Origin of the sequence: Sorangium sp. So ce128 (assembly GCF_051525245.1) — a bacterium.
Lineage (GTDB): Bacteria > Myxococcota_A > Polyangia > Polyangiales > Polyangiaceae > Sorangium > Sorangium cellulosum_B.
In genome coordinates, this window is the sequence record NZ_CP150313.1 from 13228158 (window position 1) to 13248607 (window position 20450).

General features: G+C 71.3%; 14 protein-coding genes. 11 read left to right on the top strand and 3 right to left on the bottom strand.

Going from position 1 to position 20450, the window contains the following annotated elements; translation table 11 throughout:
* Positions 1–103 precede the first annotated feature (103 nt).
* The 4 genes from WME82_RS50185 (at position 104) to WME82_RS50200 (ending at position 5400) form a co-directional block, all read left to right on the top strand.
* Positions 104–1960, top strand: coding sequence for a DUF2330 domain-containing protein (locus WME82_RS50185; protein ID WP_438041113.1), 1857 nt, complete (start codon positions 104–106; stop codon positions 1958–1960).
* Between the two features lie 77 nt (positions 1961–2037).
* Positions 2038–2622: a Uma2 family endonuclease gene (locus tag WME82_RS50190; RefSeq protein WP_438041114.1), complete on the top strand. Its 585-nt coding sequence runs from the start codon at positions 2038–2040 to the stop codon at positions 2620–2622.
* A 25-nt stretch (positions 2623–2647) separates the two neighbouring features.
* Positions 2648–3892, top strand: a complete 1245-nt coding sequence (locus tag WME82_RS50195) for a molybdopterin molybdotransferase MoeA (protein ID WP_438041115.1) — start codon at positions 2648–2650, stop codon at positions 3890–3892.
* Positions 3893–4371: 479 nt separating this feature from the next.
* Positions 4372–5400 carry a sialate O-acetylesterase gene (locus tag WME82_RS50200; RefSeq protein WP_438041116.1) on the top strand — a complete coding sequence of 343 codons (1029 nt, stop codon included), beginning with the start codon at positions 4372–4374 and terminating at the stop codon, positions 5398–5400.
* 144 nt (positions 5401–5544) lie between these two features.
* Here WME82_RS50200 and WME82_RS50205 read toward each other — a convergent pair whose 3' ends face one another.
* Positions 5545–7950, bottom strand: coding sequence for a TonB-dependent receptor domain-containing protein (locus WME82_RS50205; RefSeq protein ID WP_438041117.1), 2406 nt, complete (start codon positions 7948–7950; stop codon positions 5545–5547).
* A gap of 423 nt (positions 7951–8373) precedes the next feature.
* Between WME82_RS50205 and WME82_RS50210 the strand changes: the two genes are divergently transcribed.
* The 4 genes from WME82_RS50210 to WME82_RS50225 all read left to right on the top strand — a co-directional run bounded on the left by WME82_RS50210 (position 8374) and on the right by WME82_RS50225 (position 14338).
* On the top strand, positions 8374–9936 hold the full coding sequence (locus WME82_RS50210) for a BNR repeat-containing protein (protein WP_438041118.1): 1563 nt from the start codon (positions 8374–8376) through the stop codon (positions 9934–9936).
* A 404-nt stretch (positions 9937–10340) separates the two neighbouring features.
* Positions 10341–11309, top strand: a complete 969-nt coding sequence (gene gspC / locus WME82_RS50215; RefSeq protein WP_438041119.1) for a type II secretion system protein GspC — start codon at positions 10341–10343, stop codon at positions 11307–11309.
* A gap of 281 nt (positions 11310–11590) precedes the next feature.
* A complete protein-coding gene (locus WME82_RS50220; protein WP_438041120.1) occupies positions 11591–13435 on the top strand; it encodes a vWA domain-containing protein in 1845 nt (614 codons plus the stop codon).
* A gap of 60 nt (positions 13436–13495) precedes the next feature.
* Positions 13496–14338, top strand: coding sequence for a hypothetical protein (locus WME82_RS50225; RefSeq protein ID WP_438041121.1), 843 nt, complete (start codon positions 13496–13498; stop codon positions 14336–14338).
* A 659-nt stretch (positions 14339–14997) separates the two neighbouring features.
* Here WME82_RS50225 and WME82_RS50230 read toward each other — a convergent pair.
* Positions 14998–15258 carry a hypothetical protein gene (locus tag WME82_RS50230; RefSeq protein ID WP_438041122.1) on the bottom strand — a complete coding sequence of 87 codons (261 nt, stop codon included), beginning with the start codon at positions 15256–15258 and terminating at the stop codon, positions 14998–15000.
* Here WME82_RS50230 and WME82_RS50235 point away from each other — a divergent pair.
* Positions 15248–16408 (top strand): glycoside hydrolase family 11 protein, encoded by a 1161-nt coding sequence (locus WME82_RS50235; RefSeq protein ID WP_438041123.1) that lies wholly within the window; start codon positions 15248–15250, stop codon positions 16406–16408. The genes WME82_RS50230 and WME82_RS50235 overlap by 11 nt on opposite strands.
* A gap of 220 nt (positions 16409–16628) precedes the next feature.
* Here WME82_RS50235 and WME82_RS50240 read toward each other — a convergent pair whose 3' ends face one another.
* Positions 16629–17897 (bottom strand): CapA family protein, encoded by a 1269-nt coding sequence (locus tag WME82_RS50240; RefSeq protein ID WP_438041124.1) that lies wholly within the window; start codon positions 17895–17897, stop codon positions 16629–16631.
* A gap of 232 nt (positions 17898–18129) precedes the next feature.
* On the opposite strand from WME82_RS50240, the gene WME82_RS50245 reads away from it, so the two are divergent.
* Entirely contained in the window at positions 18130–20016 is a 1887-nt protein-coding gene (locus WME82_RS50245) for an FAD-binding oxidoreductase (RefSeq protein ID WP_438041125.1), read from the top strand.
* A gap of 139 nt (positions 20017–20155) precedes the next feature.
* Positions 20156–20443, top strand: a complete 288-nt coding sequence (locus WME82_RS50250; RefSeq protein WP_438041126.1) for a hypothetical protein — start codon at positions 20156–20158, stop codon at positions 20441–20443.
* Positions 20444–20450: the final 7 nt, after the last annotated feature.

Consider the following 20450-nt stretch of genomic DNA (forward strand, 5'->3'; position numbering starts at 1 on the left):
CGGGGCGTCGTGAACCGCCGTTCTCAGCCGGACGCGGCCGCGTCGAAGTTGGCCTCGAACAAGGCGTACTCTGCGGGGCATGCTGCTTGCCAATCGGCCTCGCATGCCCCGACGGTCGCTTGCGGTCGCTCTTTCTTCATCGGTCCTTCTCTCGCTCTCCGGCGACGCCCTCGCCGCGGGGGCGTGGCTGCCCGGCGCCGGACAGGCGTCGGTCGAGCAGCGCGTCGCCGTCGCGGCCGGGCCGGAGCGCACGACGCTCTGGACGAGCCTGCGGTTCCAGGGCGCGAGCGGGCCCGTGGCCCTCGTCGTTCCGGTGCCGCCGCTCGCCGCGCTCGACACGAGCTCGGACGCGTGGTTCGAGGCGCTCGAGGCGGCGACGGCGCCCCGGGTGCTCCCGCCCCAGGGCGTCGACCCGTACTGCCCGGGGGAGGCGGGCGCGCCGAACCCCTTCGAGACGGTCGGGCGGCTCGCCCACGAGGCCACGCTCGAGCCGGTCGAGGTGACGGTGCTCGAGGACGCCGACGCGGTCGCGCGCTGGGCGGCGTCGGCCGGGCTCGCGCTGTCCTCCGAGGCGGCCGCGCAGCTCGGGGGTCTGCAAGGGATGCGGTTCGCGGCGGCCCGCTTCGACGCTCCCGGTGGCGCGGCGGTCACGAGGACGCTGCGCATCGCCATGGGCGGCGGCGAGCCGATCCTGCCGCTGTCGCTGGCCGGGGCGGGCGCAGGCGACGTGCAGGTGACGGCGTGGCTGCTCGGCGACGGCCGGGGCGCGCTCTCGGGCGCGGCGCCGGTGACGCTCCCGCCGGCCTCGCTGCGCTGGGACGCGAGCGCGCAGCGCAGCGATTATGCGGAGCTCCGCGCCGGGGCCCTCGGCCAGGCGGGGCTCCACGGGGCGCTCGTCGAGGGCGCGGGCCACGAGGCGCTGAGCCGCCGCATCTCCCTGGGCAGCGACAGCGTGGACAGCGTGATCGAGGCCTATTTCGCGCGCGCGAGCGCGTACGGCGACATCGGCGATGCGCCGGGCACGTGCGCCGCGGTCGCCGCGGCCGCGCTGGAGTCGAGCCTCAAGGTCGCCGCGAGCTGCCCGCGCGCCGCGCACGGCGTTGTCGACGGCGCGCTGGACTGCGCGGAGTCGCCCCGGAGAGACGAGACCGATCCCGACCTCCTGCGTTGCGGTCCGGCCGCCGACGATCTCGCGGTGGGGCTCTCCGGGCTCGCGCCCTCGTCCGTGTGGCTGACCCGCCTCTCGCTCCGGCTCGCGGCCGGGCAGCCCGGCGCGGACTGGCCGCTGACCTTCGGGGAGGGCTCCGCGATCTCGCCCGTCCTGAGGGCCGGGCGCGTCCTCGTGGACGAGTGCTCCGGCGAGGCCGGCGCTGGCGGCGCGGGCGGCTCGTCGGGCGTGGGCGGGCCCGACGGCCTGGGCGGCGGGCCGGGCAGCGGCGGATCGAGCCCGACCAGCGGCTCGTCGGGCGCCGGGAACCCGCCGCCGGACGATGACTACGACGAGCCGGCCGCCGACGTGGGCTGCGGCTGCTCCGGCACCGCCGATACGGTGGTCGTGGACGACGTCGATCCGCAGGACGTCGAAGACGACGAGTACTACGCGGAGGACGACGGCTGCAGCGGCGATACGAGCGAGCCGGCGCCCGAGGACGAGTACTACGCGGAGGACGACGGCTGCAGCGGGGACACGAGCGAGTCCGAGGACGAGTACTACGCGGAGGACGACGGCTGCAGCGGCGATACGAGCGAGTCCGAGGACGAGTACTACGCGGAGGACGATGGCTGCAGCGGGGACACCGACGACTCTGCTGAGTCGGAGGACTGCTCGATCGCGGGCGAGCGGCAGTCGAGCGCCCGGAAGAAGCGGGGGCCGAAGCTGTCGGTGATGGCGCTCGGGATGTTTGCGCTGATCGCGCCCCTCCGCCGCGCGAGCCGGCCCCGGAGGAGCGGCGGGCGGTAGGCCGCGCGGCGGCGTTCCGGGAGGGGGGCGCACCGGCGGGGCGGTTCCCGTGGCATACTCCCTGGTGAGGTCATGACGTGAACGCGCCCGCCCGCCGGCTCTCCTTCACCTACGCCGAGTACCTCGAGCAGGAGCGGGCGAGCCCGACCAAACACGAGTTCCTCGGGGGCGTGATCTTCGACATGGCCGGCGGCACGCCGGAGCACGCGCGGCTCGCTGCGCGGGTGACCGTGGCGCTCGGCGCGCAGCTCGGCCGGGGCCCCTGCGAGGTGTTCTCGTCCGACCTCCGCGTGCGCGTGCTCGCGACGGGCCTCGCCACCTACCCCGACGTGAGCGTCGTCTGCGGCCAGATCGCGCGCGATCCCGAGGACAAGGACGCGGTGGTCAACCCGCTGGTGCTGGTCGAGGTGCTGTCGGACTCCTCGGAGGCCTACGATCGGGGAGAGAAATTCGCGCATTACCGCCGGATCCCCTCGCTGAGGGAGTACGTCCTGGTCTCCCAGGCGCACCGGAGGATCGAGGTCTTCCGGCGCAACGAGGACGGCACGTGGACGCTCTACGAGGCCGGGCCCGGCGAGCGCGCGCGGCTCGCGTCGATCGACGCCCTGCTCGATGTGGACGAGGTGTACCGGGGCGCGCTCGAGGCCTCCGCGGCGGTCTGAGCGGCCGTCGTTCCACGGAGAGCCGATGCGCGACGTCCGGATGCGGGGTTTTCGCGAGCACACGGCGGTCGAGCGCGCGCTCGAGGTCCTGGAGCGGCGGATCCAGCGGCTCGGTGACGAGCTGGTCCCGATCGGCGAGGCGGTCGGGCGGGTGGCGGCGGAGCCCGTGCGCGCGCGGATCAGCGTGCCCCACTTCGTCCGCGCGGCGATGGACGGTTATGCGCTGCTCGGCGAGGCGACCGCCGGCGCGGCTGCTCTCGCGCCGGTGGAGCTCTCGCTCGTGGGCGCGTCGTTCCCCGGGCGCCCGCACGCGGGCGCGATCCGCCGGGGCGAGGCGGTGCGGATCACGACCGGGGCGCCGGTGCCGGAGGGGGCGGACGCGGTGCTGGTGGCGGAGCGCGCGGAAGAGGGCGCGGGCCGCGGCGGGGCGGCGGTCGTGCGGGCGCGCGAGCCGGTGCCGTCCGGCAAGCACGTCGCGGCGATCGGCGAGGACGTGCTGGAGGGCGCGGAGGTCGTGCCGGCGGGGCGCCGGCTGCGCCCGCAGGACGTCGGCGTGCTCGCCTCGACCGGGGTCGCCGAGGTGCGCGTGGTGCGCAGGCCGTCGGTGCGGATCCTGATCACGGGCGACGAGCTCCTGCCGCCGGGGAGCACGCCGAGCGGGGCGTGCATCGTCGACACGAACAGCCTGGTGCTCTCGGCGCTCGCGCGCCGTGACGGCGCGGAGGACGTGGCCGTCGCGTACGTCCCCGACCGACGCGAGGCGGTGCGGGCTGCCCTCGAGGCAGCGGGCGGGGACGTGGTGCTGGTCTCCGGCGGGTCGTCGGTCGGCTCGGAGGACCATGCGCCGCTCGTGCTCGCGGAGCTGGGTGAGGTCGTGGTCCACGGCGTCGCGATGCGCCCCGCGAAGCCCGCCGGGTTCGGCTTCTTGCCCGGGGGGCGGGCGGTGTTCCTGCTGCCGGGCAACCCGGTGTCGTGCCTCTGCGCCTACGAGTTCTTCGCCGGCCCGTCGATCCGCGCCCTCGGCGGCTTGCCGCGCGCGTGGCCGCACCGGCGGCGGCGGTGCGTGGTGGCGAGCGAGATCGCCTCCGAGCCCGGGCGCGTCGATTACGTGAGGGTGCGTGTCGAGGGAGATCGGGTGTTTCCGATCGCGACGAGCGGCGCGTCCATCCTGTCGTCGACGACGCGCGCGGACGGCGTGGTCATCGTGCAGGCCGAGGAGGCGGTGATCGGCGAGGGCGCCGAGGTCGAGGTGCTGCTCTACGACGCGTGAGGCGGCGGGGTCTACCGCCGGGCGGAGCCGGGTACAAGTCGAGTTGGCGTGCTTCACCAAGATGCTGAGCGTGGTCCGAACGACATCGATGAGCGCTTGGCGGCCTTCCCCGCGAGCGCGGTGAAGCGCGGAGGCAACGCGGTTGCCTCGTGATGAGTCACCTGCGTTGCCAGCGCGGCGCGTCCGTTTCAAATTTCCGAGATCCGGGGCCATGAAACCGCTTCGTTTCGAGAGGGCCGGTCCGCGCTTGAGGGGCAGGGAGAACGAACGCCGCCGATGATGAAAGAATCCATCGACAGCGGTCTTCTCCGCGCGCCATCCTGGGCCGAATCCTGGATGCCGGGCACCCAAGATGCGATAGGTTAGGCCTCGGCGCTGAGCTCTTTGCGGGCGACGTTCGTCCTGTCGGCACCGCACGGCCGGCCCCCCAATTCCGCTCTTGTGTTCTGATCGCGACCGGGCGCGACGAGGTAATGACCATGACCCAGATGAACCGCACACTCCGAGGCACTGCCAGATTCCTACTCCTCCCCTTTCTCGCCATCATCGCCGCGTCGGGTTGTGGCGAGTCCTCTTCGCCTGGCGCGACCGGTGAGGTCGACAACACCGGAGGGGCCGGTCCGGGAACCGGAGGCGGCGCCGCAGGCAGCACGACCGCGGGGAGCGGAGGCGGCGCCACGGGCAGCACGACCGCGGGGACCGGGGGCGGCGCCACGGGCAGCACGACCGCGGGGACCGGAGGCGGCGCCACGGTAGGGACCGGATCGGATAGCAGCGGGGCAGGCACCGGCGGCGCGCCGAACTCACGTCCGACGTTCCACGTCTTCATGCTCATGGGTCAGTCGAACATGGCTGGCGTCGCGGACAAGCAGGCCAGTGACCAGAACTCTGACCAGCGGCTGAAGGTCCTCGGCGGATGCAACCAGCCGGCCGGACAGTGGAACGTGGCCAATCCGCCGCTCAGCGATTGCCCTGGTGAAAAGGGATGGAACCTGTCGACGGCGGTCGACCCAGGCATCTGGTTCGGCAAGACCCTTCTCGGAAAGCTGCCTGAGGGGGACACGATCGGGCTCGTCGGCACGGCCGAGAGCGGTGAATCGATCAACACGTTCATCTCTGGCGGCTCGCATCACCAGATGATCTTGAACAAGATCGCCAAGGCGAAGACGGCTGAGAACGCGCGCTTCGCGGGCATCATCTTCCACCAGGGTGAGTCCGACAGCGGCCAGAGCTCATGGCCCGGCAAGGTCGTTCAGCTCTATAACGAGGTGAAAGAAGCCTGGGGTGTCGACTACGACGTTCCCTTCATCCTTGGAGAGCTCCCCGCGGGCGGGTGCTGCAGCGGTCACAACAGCCTCGTGCACCAAGCGGCCGATATGTTGCCTGATGGATACTGGGTCTCTCAGGATGGGACCAAGGTCATGGATCAGTACCACTTCGATCATGCGTCCGTCGTTCTCATGGGCACGCGTTATGGTGAGAAGATGATCGAAGCCTTGAAGTGGTAACCTGAGGCATCCCCGCATTTTTACCTCGCCGAGGAGAACTGCGGTGACTGCGCCTGCCGTGGTCGGTCGACCCTGAAGCATCCTCTTCTCCCGCCGGAGCGGGCGCGGGCCGTCGCCAGCCTGGGGCGCCGCGCCTCCGGGGCGTCAGAACCCGCCCTCCAAGCCGAAGTTCGGGACGGTGACAGGCCCGAAGGTCGTCGGCTCGCACGACGAGAACGCATCGCACATCCCCGGCATGGTCTCCTTCGATAACGTGGTGTTGAGCACGTCGAGGACGACCGCCAGCCAGCCCGACTTCCCGAGCGACCAGCGCTTCTCCAGGCGGACATCGAGGCGGAAGAACGGCGGCAGCCGCTCCCACCGCGGCGCTCCGCCGGCGAGGGATCCGGAGCCCCCGGGGACTCCGCTGATCGGTGGGAGCGTCGCGCCGCCGATCCTCTGGGGGAGCCCGGAGTAGAACACGAAGCGCCCGCCAGCCCTGTACCCGCGACCGAGGTCGTAGGTCAGCGCGACGTTCGCCACGTGGGTCCGGTCGAACGAGCTCACTTGCCGGCTTCGGCCGATGCTCCGCGTGGAGCGCGACAGCGTGTACGACGCGAACCCGCCGACGCGCCGCGTGAGCCGCCGGTGGGCCGACAGCTCCACGCCGGTCGCGGCGCCGAGCGCGCGGAGCGTGAAGGCGTCCTCGACCGACTCGAGGCCCAGCGAGCCGAGCGCGTCGGTCATGTTGAAGAACGCGTTGTGGAACACCGAGACCGTGGCCGTCATGTCCGCCGGCAGCGCGAGCTCGACGCCGGCGCTCGACTGGAAGCTCCGCTGGAGGCCGTCCTCGAGGCGCGGGCGGAAGCCGGGGATCGGGACGACGAAGCTCGGCAGCTGGGAGGCGATGCCGTGCGCCTGCACGAACGTCACCCCGCGCCCGAGCGAGAGCCGAGCCGAGAGCCGCGGATCGACGGCGAGCGCGACCGTGCCGTCCGAGTGGTAGAGATCGAGCCGGAGCCCGGGGGTGATGCGCAGGCGCGGGGTGATCGCGATGTCCGACTCGATGTAGCCGCCCACCGTGAGGTCGACGCGGCTCAAGAGGAGATCGTCGACGGGGACGTCGTCGTCATCGTCCGGCGCGACGTCGCCCGGGTCGTCGGCGCCGGTCGCGAGATCGAGCTCGTTGTCGTCGACCACGGCGTCGATGCCGGCGCGGATCATCGTCTCGTCGCGCAGCCGGTGAGCGAGCGAGAGGCGCGCGCCGAGGCTCCGAGTCAGCGCTTTCTGGCCGTCCCCGATCCCCGTCTCGTCGTGGCCGAGCGTCAGCGCGCCGCGCAGCGCGCTGCCCTGGCCATAGGCCTGGTCGTACCGGAGATCGAGCCGGTGAAATGTCGTGTCGAAGAGGGTCGTCTCCTCGCCGTCTTCCTCGCTCCCGAGGAAGTCGTGGGCGCCGAACGCGAAGAGGCTCACCCGGCCTTCCGGGACGACCTCGTAGGACAGCCGGGCCTGGTAATCCCAGTAATCGAGCGCGACCTCGGGGGCGGCGAGCGAGAGGAGCAACGCCGTGTACGAGTAGCGGCCGCCCACGAGCGCGACCCCTCGGTTTCCGGCGAAGGGGCCCTCGACGAGCCCGCCCACGTCGACGAGCCGCAGCATGCCCTCACCGTGCCAGTACGGGAGCGGCGGCGTCGTCTCGCCCGCGACGATGCCGCCGGCGTACCGACCGTGACGCGCGGGGTAGCCGCCAGGGTAGAGGTCGACGCGATCGACGATGCCGGGATGGACCACGGAGGGCCCGAGCCCGAGGTGGTAGAGGTAGGGGACGCGGATGCCATCGAGGAAATAGCCGACGTTGCCCGGCGGTGAGCCGCGAACGTAGAAGAACGGCAGCCCCGAGACGATGGGGGTCACCCCGGGGAGCACCTCGAGGGCGCGGAAGGGGTCGCCGAACGCGCCAGGGACGATCCTGACCTCGCCGCGGCTCAAGCTGGAGACGCCGGGCGCCGGTTGCTCGCCGCGCACGGTGACCTCGATCGCGCGCGGCGCGCTCGGCGCCGGCCCGGCTGCCGTCGCCGGGCGCTCCGGCGCGGGCGCGGAGGCGCCGGGCGGCGCGGCTGCGGAGGCGCCGGGCGGCGCGGGCGACGCGGCTTCGGTGAAGCGGACCTCGACGCGGATCCTGGCGGCGACCGGCGCGCCGTTCCTGGTGGCCGGCGCAAAGCGGAACGACGTTGCGGCGGCCACGGCGGCCGATGCGAACGGCTCCACGCCATCCTCGGCGACCGCGGAGCGGACGGTGCCCTCCGCGTTGACCGTGAGGACGAGGTGGACCGTCGCGTCACCATGCGCCCCAGCAGGGTAGTCGGCGCCGAGCGGCGTGAGCGGCGATGGTGGTACGAGCGCTGCCGGCGGCGCATCGCCGGACGGCTTTGCCGGCGGCGCATCGCCGGACGGCTCCGCAGGCGGCTTTGCATGGGGCAGCGGCGTGTCGGGCGCGGCGGCGGCGAGGCACGGCGCGAGCGCGCTCGCGAGCAGCGCTGCGGCTGCCGTGGATCGCCGGAGAAAGCGCATCGCCGCGCCGCGGAGGGGCCGCTCAGCGAGGACCAGCGCGGGGCGATGCGCCGCAGAGCGTGGCTGCCAAGTAATCGAAATCATGCGAGTTTTTGTGTAAACGGCGCTCGCGCCGGCGTCTTGATGGGCTTCCCGGGGAACCGGTCGATCGGATCGCTCTCGTCGGATCGGGGTGTTCCGGAGGACGACCGCCAGCTTCTGCCATGATCTACGCCGAACGACCGCTCACTTTCCCCTCACCGGCTCGAACAGCACGTTGCGCTGCCAGGTCTTCCTGTGGAGCGTCCACTTCGGACCGCTCGGGTCGGTGGGCGATGACAGCGCAACGCGATTGCTGGAGCGCTGTTTGCCGCGAATCCTTGAGCGACCACCGCTTGCCTCGCTTGGTAGCGCCGCGGTACGGCAGTATCCTCGGGCAAACGCATGACCCTCCGACTTATCTTCTCCCTCCTGCCCGTCCTTGCGCCGGTCGTCTGGCTGACGAGCTGCAGCGACGGCGAGCGCCCCTCGACGCCCGAATCGTCGACGTCCTCAGGCTCAGGCGGCGCGAACCCGGGCGGCGGCGGCGCGGTGGCGACGACCTCCGAGGCCACCGGCGCGGGGGGCGGCACGACGACGACCAGCGGCGCGACGATCGGCAGCGCGACCGTCAGCAGCACGACGACCGGCGGCGGCGGGGCGGAGCCCGTCGCGCCGGGGATCGTCAAGCTCGGCGAGGGAAAGCTCGCGGAGTCGGGGCTCACCGTGGTGTCCTACGGCGGCTACCTGAACGGCGAGTCGTTCCAGCAGGACGCGATCGTGTCGTTCGGCGGCTTCCAGTACACCGCCTTCTGGAACACCAACCGCAACGTCGTCCTCGCGCGCCGCCGGCTGCCGGCGAGCCCCGGCGGAGCGGCAGGCGCCTGGGAGAAGTTCGACTTCAAGGAGTATCGGCTGAGCGCCGACGACGCCCACAACACGATCTCTCTCGGGATCGCGCCAGGCGACGGAACGCTGCACCTCGCGTTCGATCACCACGGCAGCAACCTGCACTACCGCCGCTCGGTCACGGGTCTCCTGACGGACCCGGAAGGCGCGGCCTGGGCCGCCTCGAGCTTCAGCGCCGTCTCGAGCGCGCTCGTCGGATCGACCCGCGTGTCCCTCGTGACGTACCCGCGGTTCGTCACCGAGCCCGGCGGGGACAGGATGCTCCTGAGCGCCCGGATCGGCGAGAGCGGCAGCGGCGACGAGCACCTGTGGGAGTACGACGCCACGACGCACGCCTGGACCGCGCTCGGCGAGTACATCGAGGGCACCGACGCCAGCATGAACGCCTACCTGCACGGCCTGTCGTACACGCGCGGCGGCTCGCGCCTGCACGCGGCGTGGTGCTGGCGGGACACGCCCGACGCGACGACCAACCACGATCTCCTGTACGTCTACAGCGACGATCACGGGCGCACATGGAAGAACAACGCGGGCGCCACGGTCGCGACGACCGGCGCCTCCTTCGTGACACGGAGCACGACGGGCCTCTCCGTGTGGCCCATCGGCCAGAACCGAGGGCTCATCAACCAGGAACACATGACGGTCGACGCGAGCGGCCGCGTCCATGTGCTGCTCTCGCACCTCCCCGACGCCGAGACCGACAATTCGAACTTCACCAGCGCCCGGACGCGCAGCGAGTTCTTCCATTATCTCCGCGACACCGACGGGACCTGGGCGCGCCACGGCATCGGCCTGAGGGTGGTCCAGAACTTCCGGGGCAAGCTCGCGATCTCCTCCACCGAGAACGTCTATGCGATCCTCCCCGATCTCCGCATCGCCGGCGCCTCCCCGAGCGACGGTTACGCGACCTGGACGCTCCTCGACGCCGCCGACTCGGGCCGGTTCTTCTCCGATCCTCTGATCGACGCCGCCCGACTCGAGACCTCGGACGAGCTCACCGTGTACTACCCAGCGCGGAGCTCCGTGGACATCTGGGGCCTGGAGTACACGCTCCGCTGAGCCGCGCGAAGGGCGCTCCTCAATCCCCGAGCGCGCCCTTCACGGCCCCGTTCCCCAGGGCGAGCGCGCGGGCTCGTTCGTGGCGCCGTCCCCGTTGCCCGCCAGCTCTCCCCTGATCGACGGATCTTCCGGTTGTTCCACCGGGCGACGCGCGTGATGCGCGCGGGGCGCGCTCCGCGTCCGTATCGGACGAGCCGCGACCGGCGCTGAGCGGTCCAGTCAGAGCGGCAGTCCCTGCTCCATGCGGACGCGCGTCGCGCTCGCTCTCGCGCAGGCACGCTCGGTGCTCGCCCTGAGGCGCGGTCTCGCCGGTGGCGAGGGCGTGCACTGCCGCGAACGCCGCGGCGGCAAGGGACACTCGCGCAGCGAGCCCCGGCGCGCTCCGGCCAGGAGGAGCGTTACTCATGAACCCGGACGCGTTCGTCAAGCGCCGATTCGCATTCATCCTGGGAGGAATGGTCGCGGTCTCCGCGTATTTTCAGGCCTCCGGGGTATCTCAGCTCATCGCTCACCAGATCACGCGGGACGGCGAGGCCTCCGCCCCCCTCGTCATGGATCCGGTCGACGTGCCGCCCTCCGACGATCCCCCGCCGAGCGCGGCGCCGATCCTGGAGCGCAATCCGTTCGACTCGACGACAGGGCCGCTCGTACCCCCGCCGAGCGCCGCGCCCGCCGGCCCGGCGGACCTCTCGCAGCTCGACCCCTACCTCGCTCCACCCTGCGATACGGGCCGCGTCGTGCTGATCGCGATGTCCGAGGACCCCGAATGGTCGTTCGCCGCCGTCGAGAGCGACGGCGGACACACGGCGCTCGGGCGGCGAGGCGGAGAGATCGCCGGTCGCAAGGTCGAGGACATCGCCTGGGATCGGGTGTGGATGACCTCGACCTCGGGGGGCGCGCGCTGCCAGATGCAGCTCGGCAAGAAGGGCGGAGAGGGCGGCAAGAAGGAGCCCGAGCCGCAGGCGGCAGCGCCGGCTCCGCCCCGCGCGACGTACCGCCCGAGCAGCAAGAGCGATGTCCCGCCCGAGATCGCCTCGCGGATGCAGCGGGTGAGCGACACGGAGATCGACATCGACCGCTCGGCGGCCGAGAAGATCTTCGCGCAGCCCGAGCTCGTGACGCAGACCTCGGCGGCGATACCGGAGATGCGGGACAACAAGGTGGTCGGGCTGAAGATGATGGTCAAGCCAGGCTCGGTGCTCGAGTCGTTCGGGGTGCAGAGCGGCGATATCGTGAAGTCGATCAACGGCATCGACCTGACGGACCCACAGAAGGCCATGCTGGCCTACTCGCGCATGCGCTCCGACAAGAGCCTTTCCGTCGTCGTCGAGCGCGACGGCCGCCCGACGAGGCTCAGGGTCAACATCCGCTGAGGCGAGGAGGCGGGCCCGGCCGGCAGCCGCGCTCCGCGCAGGACGCCGGGCGCCCCCGGCCTTGTCGCACCCGCGGGCGGCGGCGGCCGGGCGGCGGCCGACGCGGAGGCCTTCCGCCGGCGCACGGGCGACTCCTGCCGAACAATGCGCGATCGCCGCTGTCTCTCCGGCTGGAGCGCCCGGCGGCGGCCGGCGCCGTCGCTCCGGAGCGGAGCGACAGAACAGATGCGGCGCTCACCCGTCAGACCGAGCACCCGCTCTGTCCGCGGGAGGGGAAGACCATGAACGAACTCGGAATCGTGTGGGTGAAGCGAGCGCTCCTCGGCGGATCGCTCGCGCTGGGGCTCTCGGGGGCGGGGATCGCGTGCAGCACGAAGGAAGCCCCAGCGACGTCGGAGGCGTCCCCGGCGTCGATGCCGCTCGGGAACGCCGCCGAGGCGAAGCGCGAGGCCGTGGCGTCGGCCGCCGAACCCCTCCTGGTGGCGCGTGAGCCCGCCGCCCCCAGGCTCGACATGGCGGGTGGGAAGGGGCGCGCAGGCGCCGACGGTCTGGTGGTCCCCGCCCCGGCGGCCACCGCGGCGCCGGGCGAGGGCGCGGCCCGCGCCGCGGCGCCCGAGGCCGCGGGCCTCGACCCGAACGGCCGCTTCGCCACCACGTACCGCCCCGGCGGCGGCCACCTCGCCGCGTTCGAGTCCGCGGTCGCGCGCGGCATCGTCCCGCCCGACGGGCGCGAGCTCGTCAGCGACGTCGGCGCCCGCTACGCCCCGTCGATCGACGTCCCGAAGGGCTCGGCGCTCGCCCTGCGCACGGATATCGAGCGCACGCGGGTCCCGCCCGGCGGCGGCCCCGTGCACGTGCGCGTCGCGCTCCGCTCGACGGCGCAGGCGCCCGCGGCGCGGCCGCACCTGTCGGTGCACCTCGTGCTCGACGTGAGCGGATCCATGCAGGGCGAGCCCATGGCGCGGGCGCGCGACGCGGCGCGGGCGCTCGTCGACAAGCTCGACGCGAATGACGACTTCTCCCTCGTCACCTTCTCGAGCGGCGCCGACGTCAGGATCGACGATGGGCCCGTCGGGCCGCGGCGAGCGGCGATCAAGGCCACGATCGACGGCATCCGCGAGGGCGGCGGCACCAACATCGGCCAGGGCCTCGCGCTCGGCTACGCGCAGGCCGCGCGGCCGGGCATCCCGGAGGGCGCGGTGAAGGTCGTGCTGCTGCTCTCCGACGGGCGCGCGAACGCCGGGATCACGAGCTCGGAGCGGCTCTCGCGCCTCGCGCTCGACGCCTTCCAGGGCGGCGTCCAGACGAGCACGTTCGGGCTCGGCGCCGACTACGACGGCGCGCTGATGAGCGCCATCGCGAGCGACGGCGCGGGCGGGTACTACTACCTGCGCGATCCGGATCAGATCGCCCCGGCCCTCGCGACGGAGCTCGACAGGCGGCTCGATCCGGTCGCGACCGCGGTCGAGCTGCGGGTGCGGTTGAAGCCGGACGTGAAGCTGCTCCAGGTCTACGGGTCGCGCCGGCTGAACGACGTGGAGGCGGCGCGCGTGCGGACGATCGAGGCCGCGGCGGACGCGCAGTCCGCGCGGCGCGACGGCATCGAGCGGGACCGGCAGGACGACGCCGAGGGCGGGATGCGGTTCTTCATCCCGGCGTTCTCGCGCGACGACAGCCACGCGATGCTCTTCAAGCTGGGCCTCCCGGCGGGCGCGGACACGCGGGCGATCGCGGCGATCGAGCTCAAGTACAAGGACCGCGTCGCCAAGAAGAACGTCGTGGACGAGGCGCCGCTCCGGGTCGCGTACGCGACCGGCGACGCGGACAGCGCGGCGAGCGCCGACCCGTCGGTCGCCCGCACGATCCAGGGCTTCGCCGCCGGCGAGACGCTGGCCGAGGCCGCCCGCCAGATCGCGCTCGGCGATCGCGCCCGCGCCGCCGCGCTGCTCTCCGAGCGGGAGGGGATCCTGCATGCCGCGGCCGAGGCGCTCGGGGAGCCGCTCTTCCTGAAGGACGCGGCCCGCCTCGCGCGCCTCCGCGGCCACGCCGGGGCCGCGGGCGGCCTGGGGGATCCGCTCGTGCTGGCGATGCTGCTCGAGACGGCCTCGCGGACGCACCTTCACTGAGGGCGGGGCTCGGGGCACGATGGCGCAGGGGCGATGCACCGGCGGAGCCGAGGGGCGGACATGACCCAGACATTCACACTCCGGCGCGATGTGGCGGCGCAGCACGTCGATGTCGCGCCGGGCGGCGAGATCGTCCTCCGCGGCAAGCTGGTCTGCTCGACGGACGCCTCGGTCATCGACGCGGCGACGACGACCTGGCCCGCGGGCGCGCCGGGCGGCGCGTCGGTCGACAGCGGCGGGCTCGTCGACCTCGAGCAGGGCGGCTTTCACATGACGAGCCGCGACCCCGCGACCCACGAGGTCCACGCCATCGCGACAGGGGATCCGGCCCCCGCGTGCGCGCTCGCGGGCGTGGAAGCCCCGTGCCTCCCGCTCCGGCTCCTGCCGCTCGCGCGCTCGCGGCTCCAGACGGCGCAGGAGCTGGGCAGCTGCCTTCACGGGGGCATCACGGTCGAGGTGCCGGACGCCGTGCTCCCGCCCGTCGCGCCCGCGGCCGTTCCTTACGTGCAGGGCGCGGCCGTGCTGCTCGGCGCCTCCGTGCTCGCGTCGATCGGGTGGGTCGTGCAGCGCCGGCGCGCCCGATCGCCGCGCGGCCGCCTGCTCGATCTTGCGAAGCGCACCCGGGCCAAGCTGAGGGCCGCCGACCCCGTCGTGGCCGCGCCGCTCGTGCCGGCTGTGGAGGCCGCGCTGGGCGCGCTGAAGAGGCGGCGTGTGGACGCCGCCTCGACGGAGGGCAAGCGGGTCGCGGAGGTGCTGCGGCGGGTGGAGCTGCGCGTCGACGCGTCGGCCGTGGAGGCGCGCGCCGACAGGGAGCAGCAGGCGGCGGACGAGCTCGTCCGCGAGATCGAGAGCGCGCTCGAGGCGGTCGACGAGGTGGACGGCGCGCGGCGCGGGCGGGCCTGAGGTCGACCAGCCCCCGCCGGAGGTCTGCGCGACGCTGCTGTCGCGCGGCGTCCATCTCGCCTCCATCCGCGCGATGTACCGGCTGCTCGCGCCTCCGGCGAGCGCGGCGAGCGGCGCGCCCAGCGTGCGCTGATGAAGCACGCCAAGCCGACGCTCACCGCCACGGCCCCAACCCGATCTGGACGTGGGACATCACCGAGCTGCGCGGGCCGCTGCCTGGGGTCTTCTACTGCCTGTACGTCGTCCTCGACCTGCTCAGTCGCATGACCGTTGGCTGGAGCCGGAACGCGCCTCTCTGCGCGATCCACTCATAGGATTCTCGTCCGGCCTGTCTCAATCCTGTTGGCATTTTCCGCCCCCTCTGTGCCAACGTTAGGTGAGAAACACGAGCAATGAAACCGCGCAAAATGGCGTTGTGTCGCGGTCGCTCCATGGCGTATAAATCCAGTCGAAGGACCACATGATCTTCCAGAGAGAGCATGGGTGTCCGGACAAGGTTTCGGACTCTGTGAATGGCACTACATGATCCTGTGTGATCATATGCGAATGTCGTTGTCTCCCCTGGTCTCAATGCGCGACAGAGAGTCCCTGACAGGCGAGTCGCTACGTGTGCATCTTCGGGAAACATTGGAAACATCTATGAAAAATTTAAAGCAGAATCAGTTCTCTCGTTGGTTCATACTGGCGTTCGCGTCAGTCGCGCTAGCTGGCTGCGGCGATGATACCAATCCCACAGGGCCCTCGAGCAGCTCATCGTCTTCTAGCAGCTCTTCCTCCTCCAGCTCCAGCTCCAGCTCCAGCTCATCTTCGAGCAGCTCCAGCTCGTCTTCGAGCAACTCCAGCTCATCTTCGAGCAGCGCCAGCTCGTCTTCGAGCAGCTCCAGCTCGTCTGGTGGCGATCTCGCATTGGTGGTCGCCATCAACTCCGGTGGTACTTCGAGCGCAATGGTCGACGGCGTGGAGTACCAGGCGGACAAATACGCTAGCGGTGGTACGCCCAACAGCACGCAAGACGCTGTCGTCGGTGGGCAGCTTTACCAAACAGAGCGGTATGGCTCATTCAGTTATGAAATTCCGGTCACCGCCAACGGCAAATACACCGTGAAGTTGCATTTTGCGGAAATCGATAAGACCAGCGCTGGCTCGCGCAGTTTTGGCGTTGCGATCGAAGGTAACATCGTTATCAGTGATCTGGATATCTATACCGAAGTTGGTCATGGCGTGGGCCACACGGAGACCTTCGCGGATATTGCGGTGAATGACGGCAGCGTCACCATTGAGCTGATCAAGGGTGTAGATAACCCCACCATCGCAGGATTTGCTATTTTCTCCAACGATGGAGAGCTGGATACAACGGTCACGCCCCTCCCCGATTTCTCCAAGTACTCAGCCTACACTCAGAGATACACTGAGAAGACTGTGATCAATTCGAATCACGCGACGGGTCACGTCGGTGATTTCTTCTTCACTCACTGGAAAGATGGTGGTTCGACATCTTTGACTGTGGACCCGAATGGTGAGTTCAGCGTGACCTGGCAGGGCGGTGGCTATAACTATGTCGGTGGTCCCGGATGGCATTACGGAGATGAGAAGAGGGTGATCGGCTACCGCCTCAATAACGACAGCGGCGCGAGCTACATCGCTCTGTACGGCTGGGGGTACGACAAGAGTATGCCCACTTCAAACGCGGCACACCTGGTGGAGTATTACATCCTGCAGCGATGGAGCTATGATCCCAGTCAGGGTGCTACCGCTGGCAAGACCTTCACGAGCGATGGGGTCGAATATTCCACTTACCGCTCGACGCGGCAGCAGCAGCCCTCTATCAATGGTCGCTCCACTTTCTACCAATACTGGAGCAAGCCTGCTCGGGCGCAGGCCCTCGGACAGGACCACAAGATCATATTCGCCGATCACCTGAAAGCATGGGCCGACACCGGCTGGATTGTCCCGAACATGAACAACCTGGATGCGAGCGACGATCCCACCTATCAGGTCCTGGCCGTCGAGGTGTTCAACCCCGGTAGCAATGGAACTGCAGCTGGTCGCGTCTGGAACGCGACGCCCTGATCCAAAGAAAATGTGGCGCTCCTGAGCGCTTCGTGGGTGTACGGCGCGAACGCCCGTCGAATGCCTCGATGGCGCCGTGCTCGACGCCATCGAGGCTCACCGCTTCGCTCCGATCCGCTTCGCGGGCGCCCTTTCGGGCGGCCTCCGCCCAACAGCCGGCGCCGATCGATGGTGCCGAGCGATTCGCGCGCGTGCCCGCCGCGAGGCCGCGAAGCGTCGCTCAGCGGATCGGGCCGGCGACCCTCGGCGGCGAGGCGGGGGCCGCCTCCGCGGCGGGATCGAGCGGCGCGCAGCCGTCGGCGGCGAAGGGGCCGATCGCCGGCTCGCCCTTGACGAACGCCGAGACGCGGCGCATCCGCTCGGCGAACGCCGCCTCGGTCTCGGCCCGCCGCGGGTCGGCCGCGAGCGGGACGGTCCCGAGGCCCTCGCTGCGCACCGGGCAGATCTCGGCGAGGGGCGGCGCGCCCCGCCGCAGGCGCAGGCGCGCGAGCATCGCGAGCTCGGCCGCGGGGCCGGTCCTCTTCACCTTCATGATGAAGTTGCCGAGGCTGTAGAAGATGGGCCGGCCGCGGCGGAGCTCGATGCCCTGGAGCACGTGCGGGTGGTGGCCGAGGAAGGCGTCGGCGCCCGCGTCGATGGCGGCGCCGGCGAGCGCGCGCGCCTGGGGCAGCGGGGTGTCCAGGTACTCGGTGCCGCCGTGGTAGCTCACGACGACCGCATCCACGCCGGGCCGCTTGCGCGCGGCGCGCACCGCGGCGGCGAGCCCGTCCCGCTCCGCGCCCGCGACGAACTCCCGCGCCGGGTGCTGCCAGAGCGAGCCCTGGTTCCAGATGCCGGTCACGGCCAGCACCGCCACGCGGAAGCCGCGGTGCTCGATGACGGCCGGCGCGTACGCCTCGAGCCGCGTCCGGCCGGCGCCCACGTAGGCGACGCCCGCGCGCTCCAGGTGGCCGAGCGTCTCGAGGAACGCGCCCTTGCCGTAGTCCCACATGTGGTTGTTCGCGAGCGACACCACGCCGATACCGGCGCGCGCGAGCGCGTCCGCGCCGGCCGGGGGGCCCGTGAACACGAGCGGCTGGCGCGCGTGCTGGGTCTCTCCGCCCTGGTCGCTGAGCTGGTTCTCGAGGTTGACGAAGCGCACGTCGGCGGACGCGAACAGCGCCGCGACGGAGGCGAACGGATCGTACGCCGGATCGCGGAGCAGCTCCTGGCCGAGCGCCTTGCCGAGGCAGACGTCGCCGCCGGCGAGGAGCGTGATCGCGTCGGCCGGCGCGGCGGTGGCGTCTGCCGGCGCGGCGGTGGCGGCCGGCGCGGCGGTGGCGGCAGCTGGCGCGGCGCGGGCTTTCCGGGTCGCTTCCGCGACGTCGCGGGGCGCGGCCGGCGCGACGGCGGGCGGAGGCGCGAGCCCGGCGCCCACGTTGGCGGGCCGCTCGCAGCCGATCTGCGCGGCCGCTGCGCACATCGCGAGGAAGAAAGGGGCAGGGCGCATCGCGAGCGGCGTCTCGGCGCGCATTATCCACGGGCCCGCGGCCGCGCCCAAGTATCCGATGGTACGCCCGCCGACGTTCGTGCCACCATCGCCGCGCGTTGAGCAGGCCCAGAAGAGCCGCGGCGTCGATCGGCGGCCGCGCGCTCTCGATGGACGTCCGGCCCGCTCCAGCGCGACCTACTCGGGATTGGACGCGCGCTCGTGCGCGGGTTGCTTGGAAGGCCTTATCTCCATGGTGAATCGAAGACGTGAGACTCCCTCGGGCTCGACGCTGCTCTCTTCGCGCGGCGCGACGCCGTCGAGCACGCGCATCGTGCCGGGCCCCGCGGCGCGCGACGAGGCGCGCGACGAGGAGCGCAAGGACGGCTGGGGCTTTGCCGACACCCGGTTCGTCGTCAAGCCGAGCGGCAGCGTCGTGCTGACCGGCACGCGGTACAGCATCAGCAACGTCGAGCTGCCGTCGCTGCTCCCGTGGATGTCGGCCACGCTCGCCGCGCCGCTCTCCTACGAGAACCGCAACGAGCCGCACTACCCGCCCCGGATCCCCGACGCCAAGGTCGCGAGCGAGCTGCTCGCCGCGCTCCGCGGCTTCCTGGCGGACGATCAGATCTCGCAGGACCCGCTCGTGCGCCTCCGGCGCGGCCACGGCCACACCGGCGCCGAGATCTGGGCGATCCGCTACGAGCGCCTCGAGCGCGTCCCGGATCTCGTCGTGTTCCCCGCGTCGCACGACGAGGTCGTGCGCCTCACCGAGGTCGCCAAGCAACACGGCGCGTGCCTCGTCCCGTTCGGCGGCGGCACCAACGTCACGGACGCCCTGCGCCTGTCGATCCACGAGGAGCGGACGGTGATCGCGGTCGACATGCGGCGCATGAACAGGATCCTCTGGCTCGATCCCGTGAACCGCATGGCCTGCATCGAGGCGGGCGCGACAGGGCGGCACATCGTCGCGGAGCTCGAGAAGCACGGGCTCACCATGGGGCACGAGCCCGACAGCCTCGAGTTCTCGACGCTCGGGGGGTGGATCGCGACGAACGCGAGCGGGATGAAGAAGAACCGTTATGGCAACATCGAGGATCTCGTCCTCGACATGCAGGTCGTGACCGCGCGCGGCGTGGTCGAGCGGCCGCACGTGGCCCCGCGCGAGAGCGTCGGCGCCAACCCGAAGAACTGCATGTTCGGCAGCGAGGGCAACTATGGAATCGTCACCAGCGCTGTCGTCAAGCTGTTCCCCCTGCCCGAGGTCCAGCGCTACGGCAGCGTCATCTTCCCCGACCTCGCGCGCGGGCTCGCGTTCCTCTACGACTTGCAGGGAGCCGGCGCGCTGCCCGCGAGCGTGCGCGTCATGGACAACACGCAGTTCCATTTCGGTCAGGCGCTCAAGCCGAAGAAGTCCGGGCTGCTCGCCCGGGTGAAGAGCCAGGCGGAGAAGCTCGTGGTGACCCGGATCAAGGGCTTCGATCCGCACCAGCTCGCCGTCGCCACCCTCGTGTTCGAGGGGACGAAGGAGGAGGTCGACTTCCAGGAGAAGACGCTCTACCGCATCGCGGCGCAGCACGGCGGGATGAAGGCGGGCGCGGCGAACGGCGAGCGCGGCTATCAGCTCACCTTCGGCATCGCGTACATCCGCGATCTCACGTTCGAGCACTGGGCGATCGCGGAGAGCTTCGAGACGAGCGTCCCGTGGAGCCGGGCGCTCGAGCTCTACGACCGGGTGCGCCAGCGCATCCTGCGCGAGCACGAGCAGCGGCGCCTGCCTGGCAAGCCGTTCTTCACCGGCCGCATCACCCAGGTCTACCCCACGGGCGTCTGCATCTATTTCTATCTCGGCTTCTACGCGAAGGGCGTCGACGATCCCGTGCGCCATTACGCCGAGATGGAGCACGCCGCGCGAGAGGAGATCCTCGCCGCCGGAGGGTCGCTGTCCCACCATCATGGAATCGGCAAGATCCGGCAGGACTTCGTGAAGGACATCTACTCGGACGGCGCGCGCGCCTTCATGCAGCAGGTGAAGCAGGCCGTCGATCCGGACAACCTGTTCGGCGCGGCGAACCACGGCGTGCTCGGCGAGGTCGCGCTCTCGAGCGCGGAGGAGCAGGGGCGAGCGCCCTCGCCTTGACCCTGGGCGGCGCGGCCGCCGGCGGGGCGCGACGCTGGAAGCGCCGCGCCAGCGGCTAGCTCCGCCTCGTCGAGGTAGCCAATGCCGATCGGATCGCCGCCGCGCCTGGGCTGCCGTAGAGCGTCCCGATCACGCCGTCGTGGGTGCTGACCTCCCATACCGGCTCAATCCATTAAAGATCGAGCTGTACCAGGCTCAGCCGAACTCCGCGATTACGGTCGTCGAGGCGCTGCGCACGCCGCCCGAGCCGAGCGCTCTCCCACCCGGCTCGCTCTCTCCTCGCCGCGACTTCATCATGGACGGCCGATCGCGCCTGGACGAGGCATCCGTGGCGCCCGCCATGCGCACACCGAACCGGGACGGGTGCAGTCACGAATGCCTCGACCTCGGCATGGAGGGCGCGGTTCGGCAGGAGCGCAGCGCTTGACGCGCGC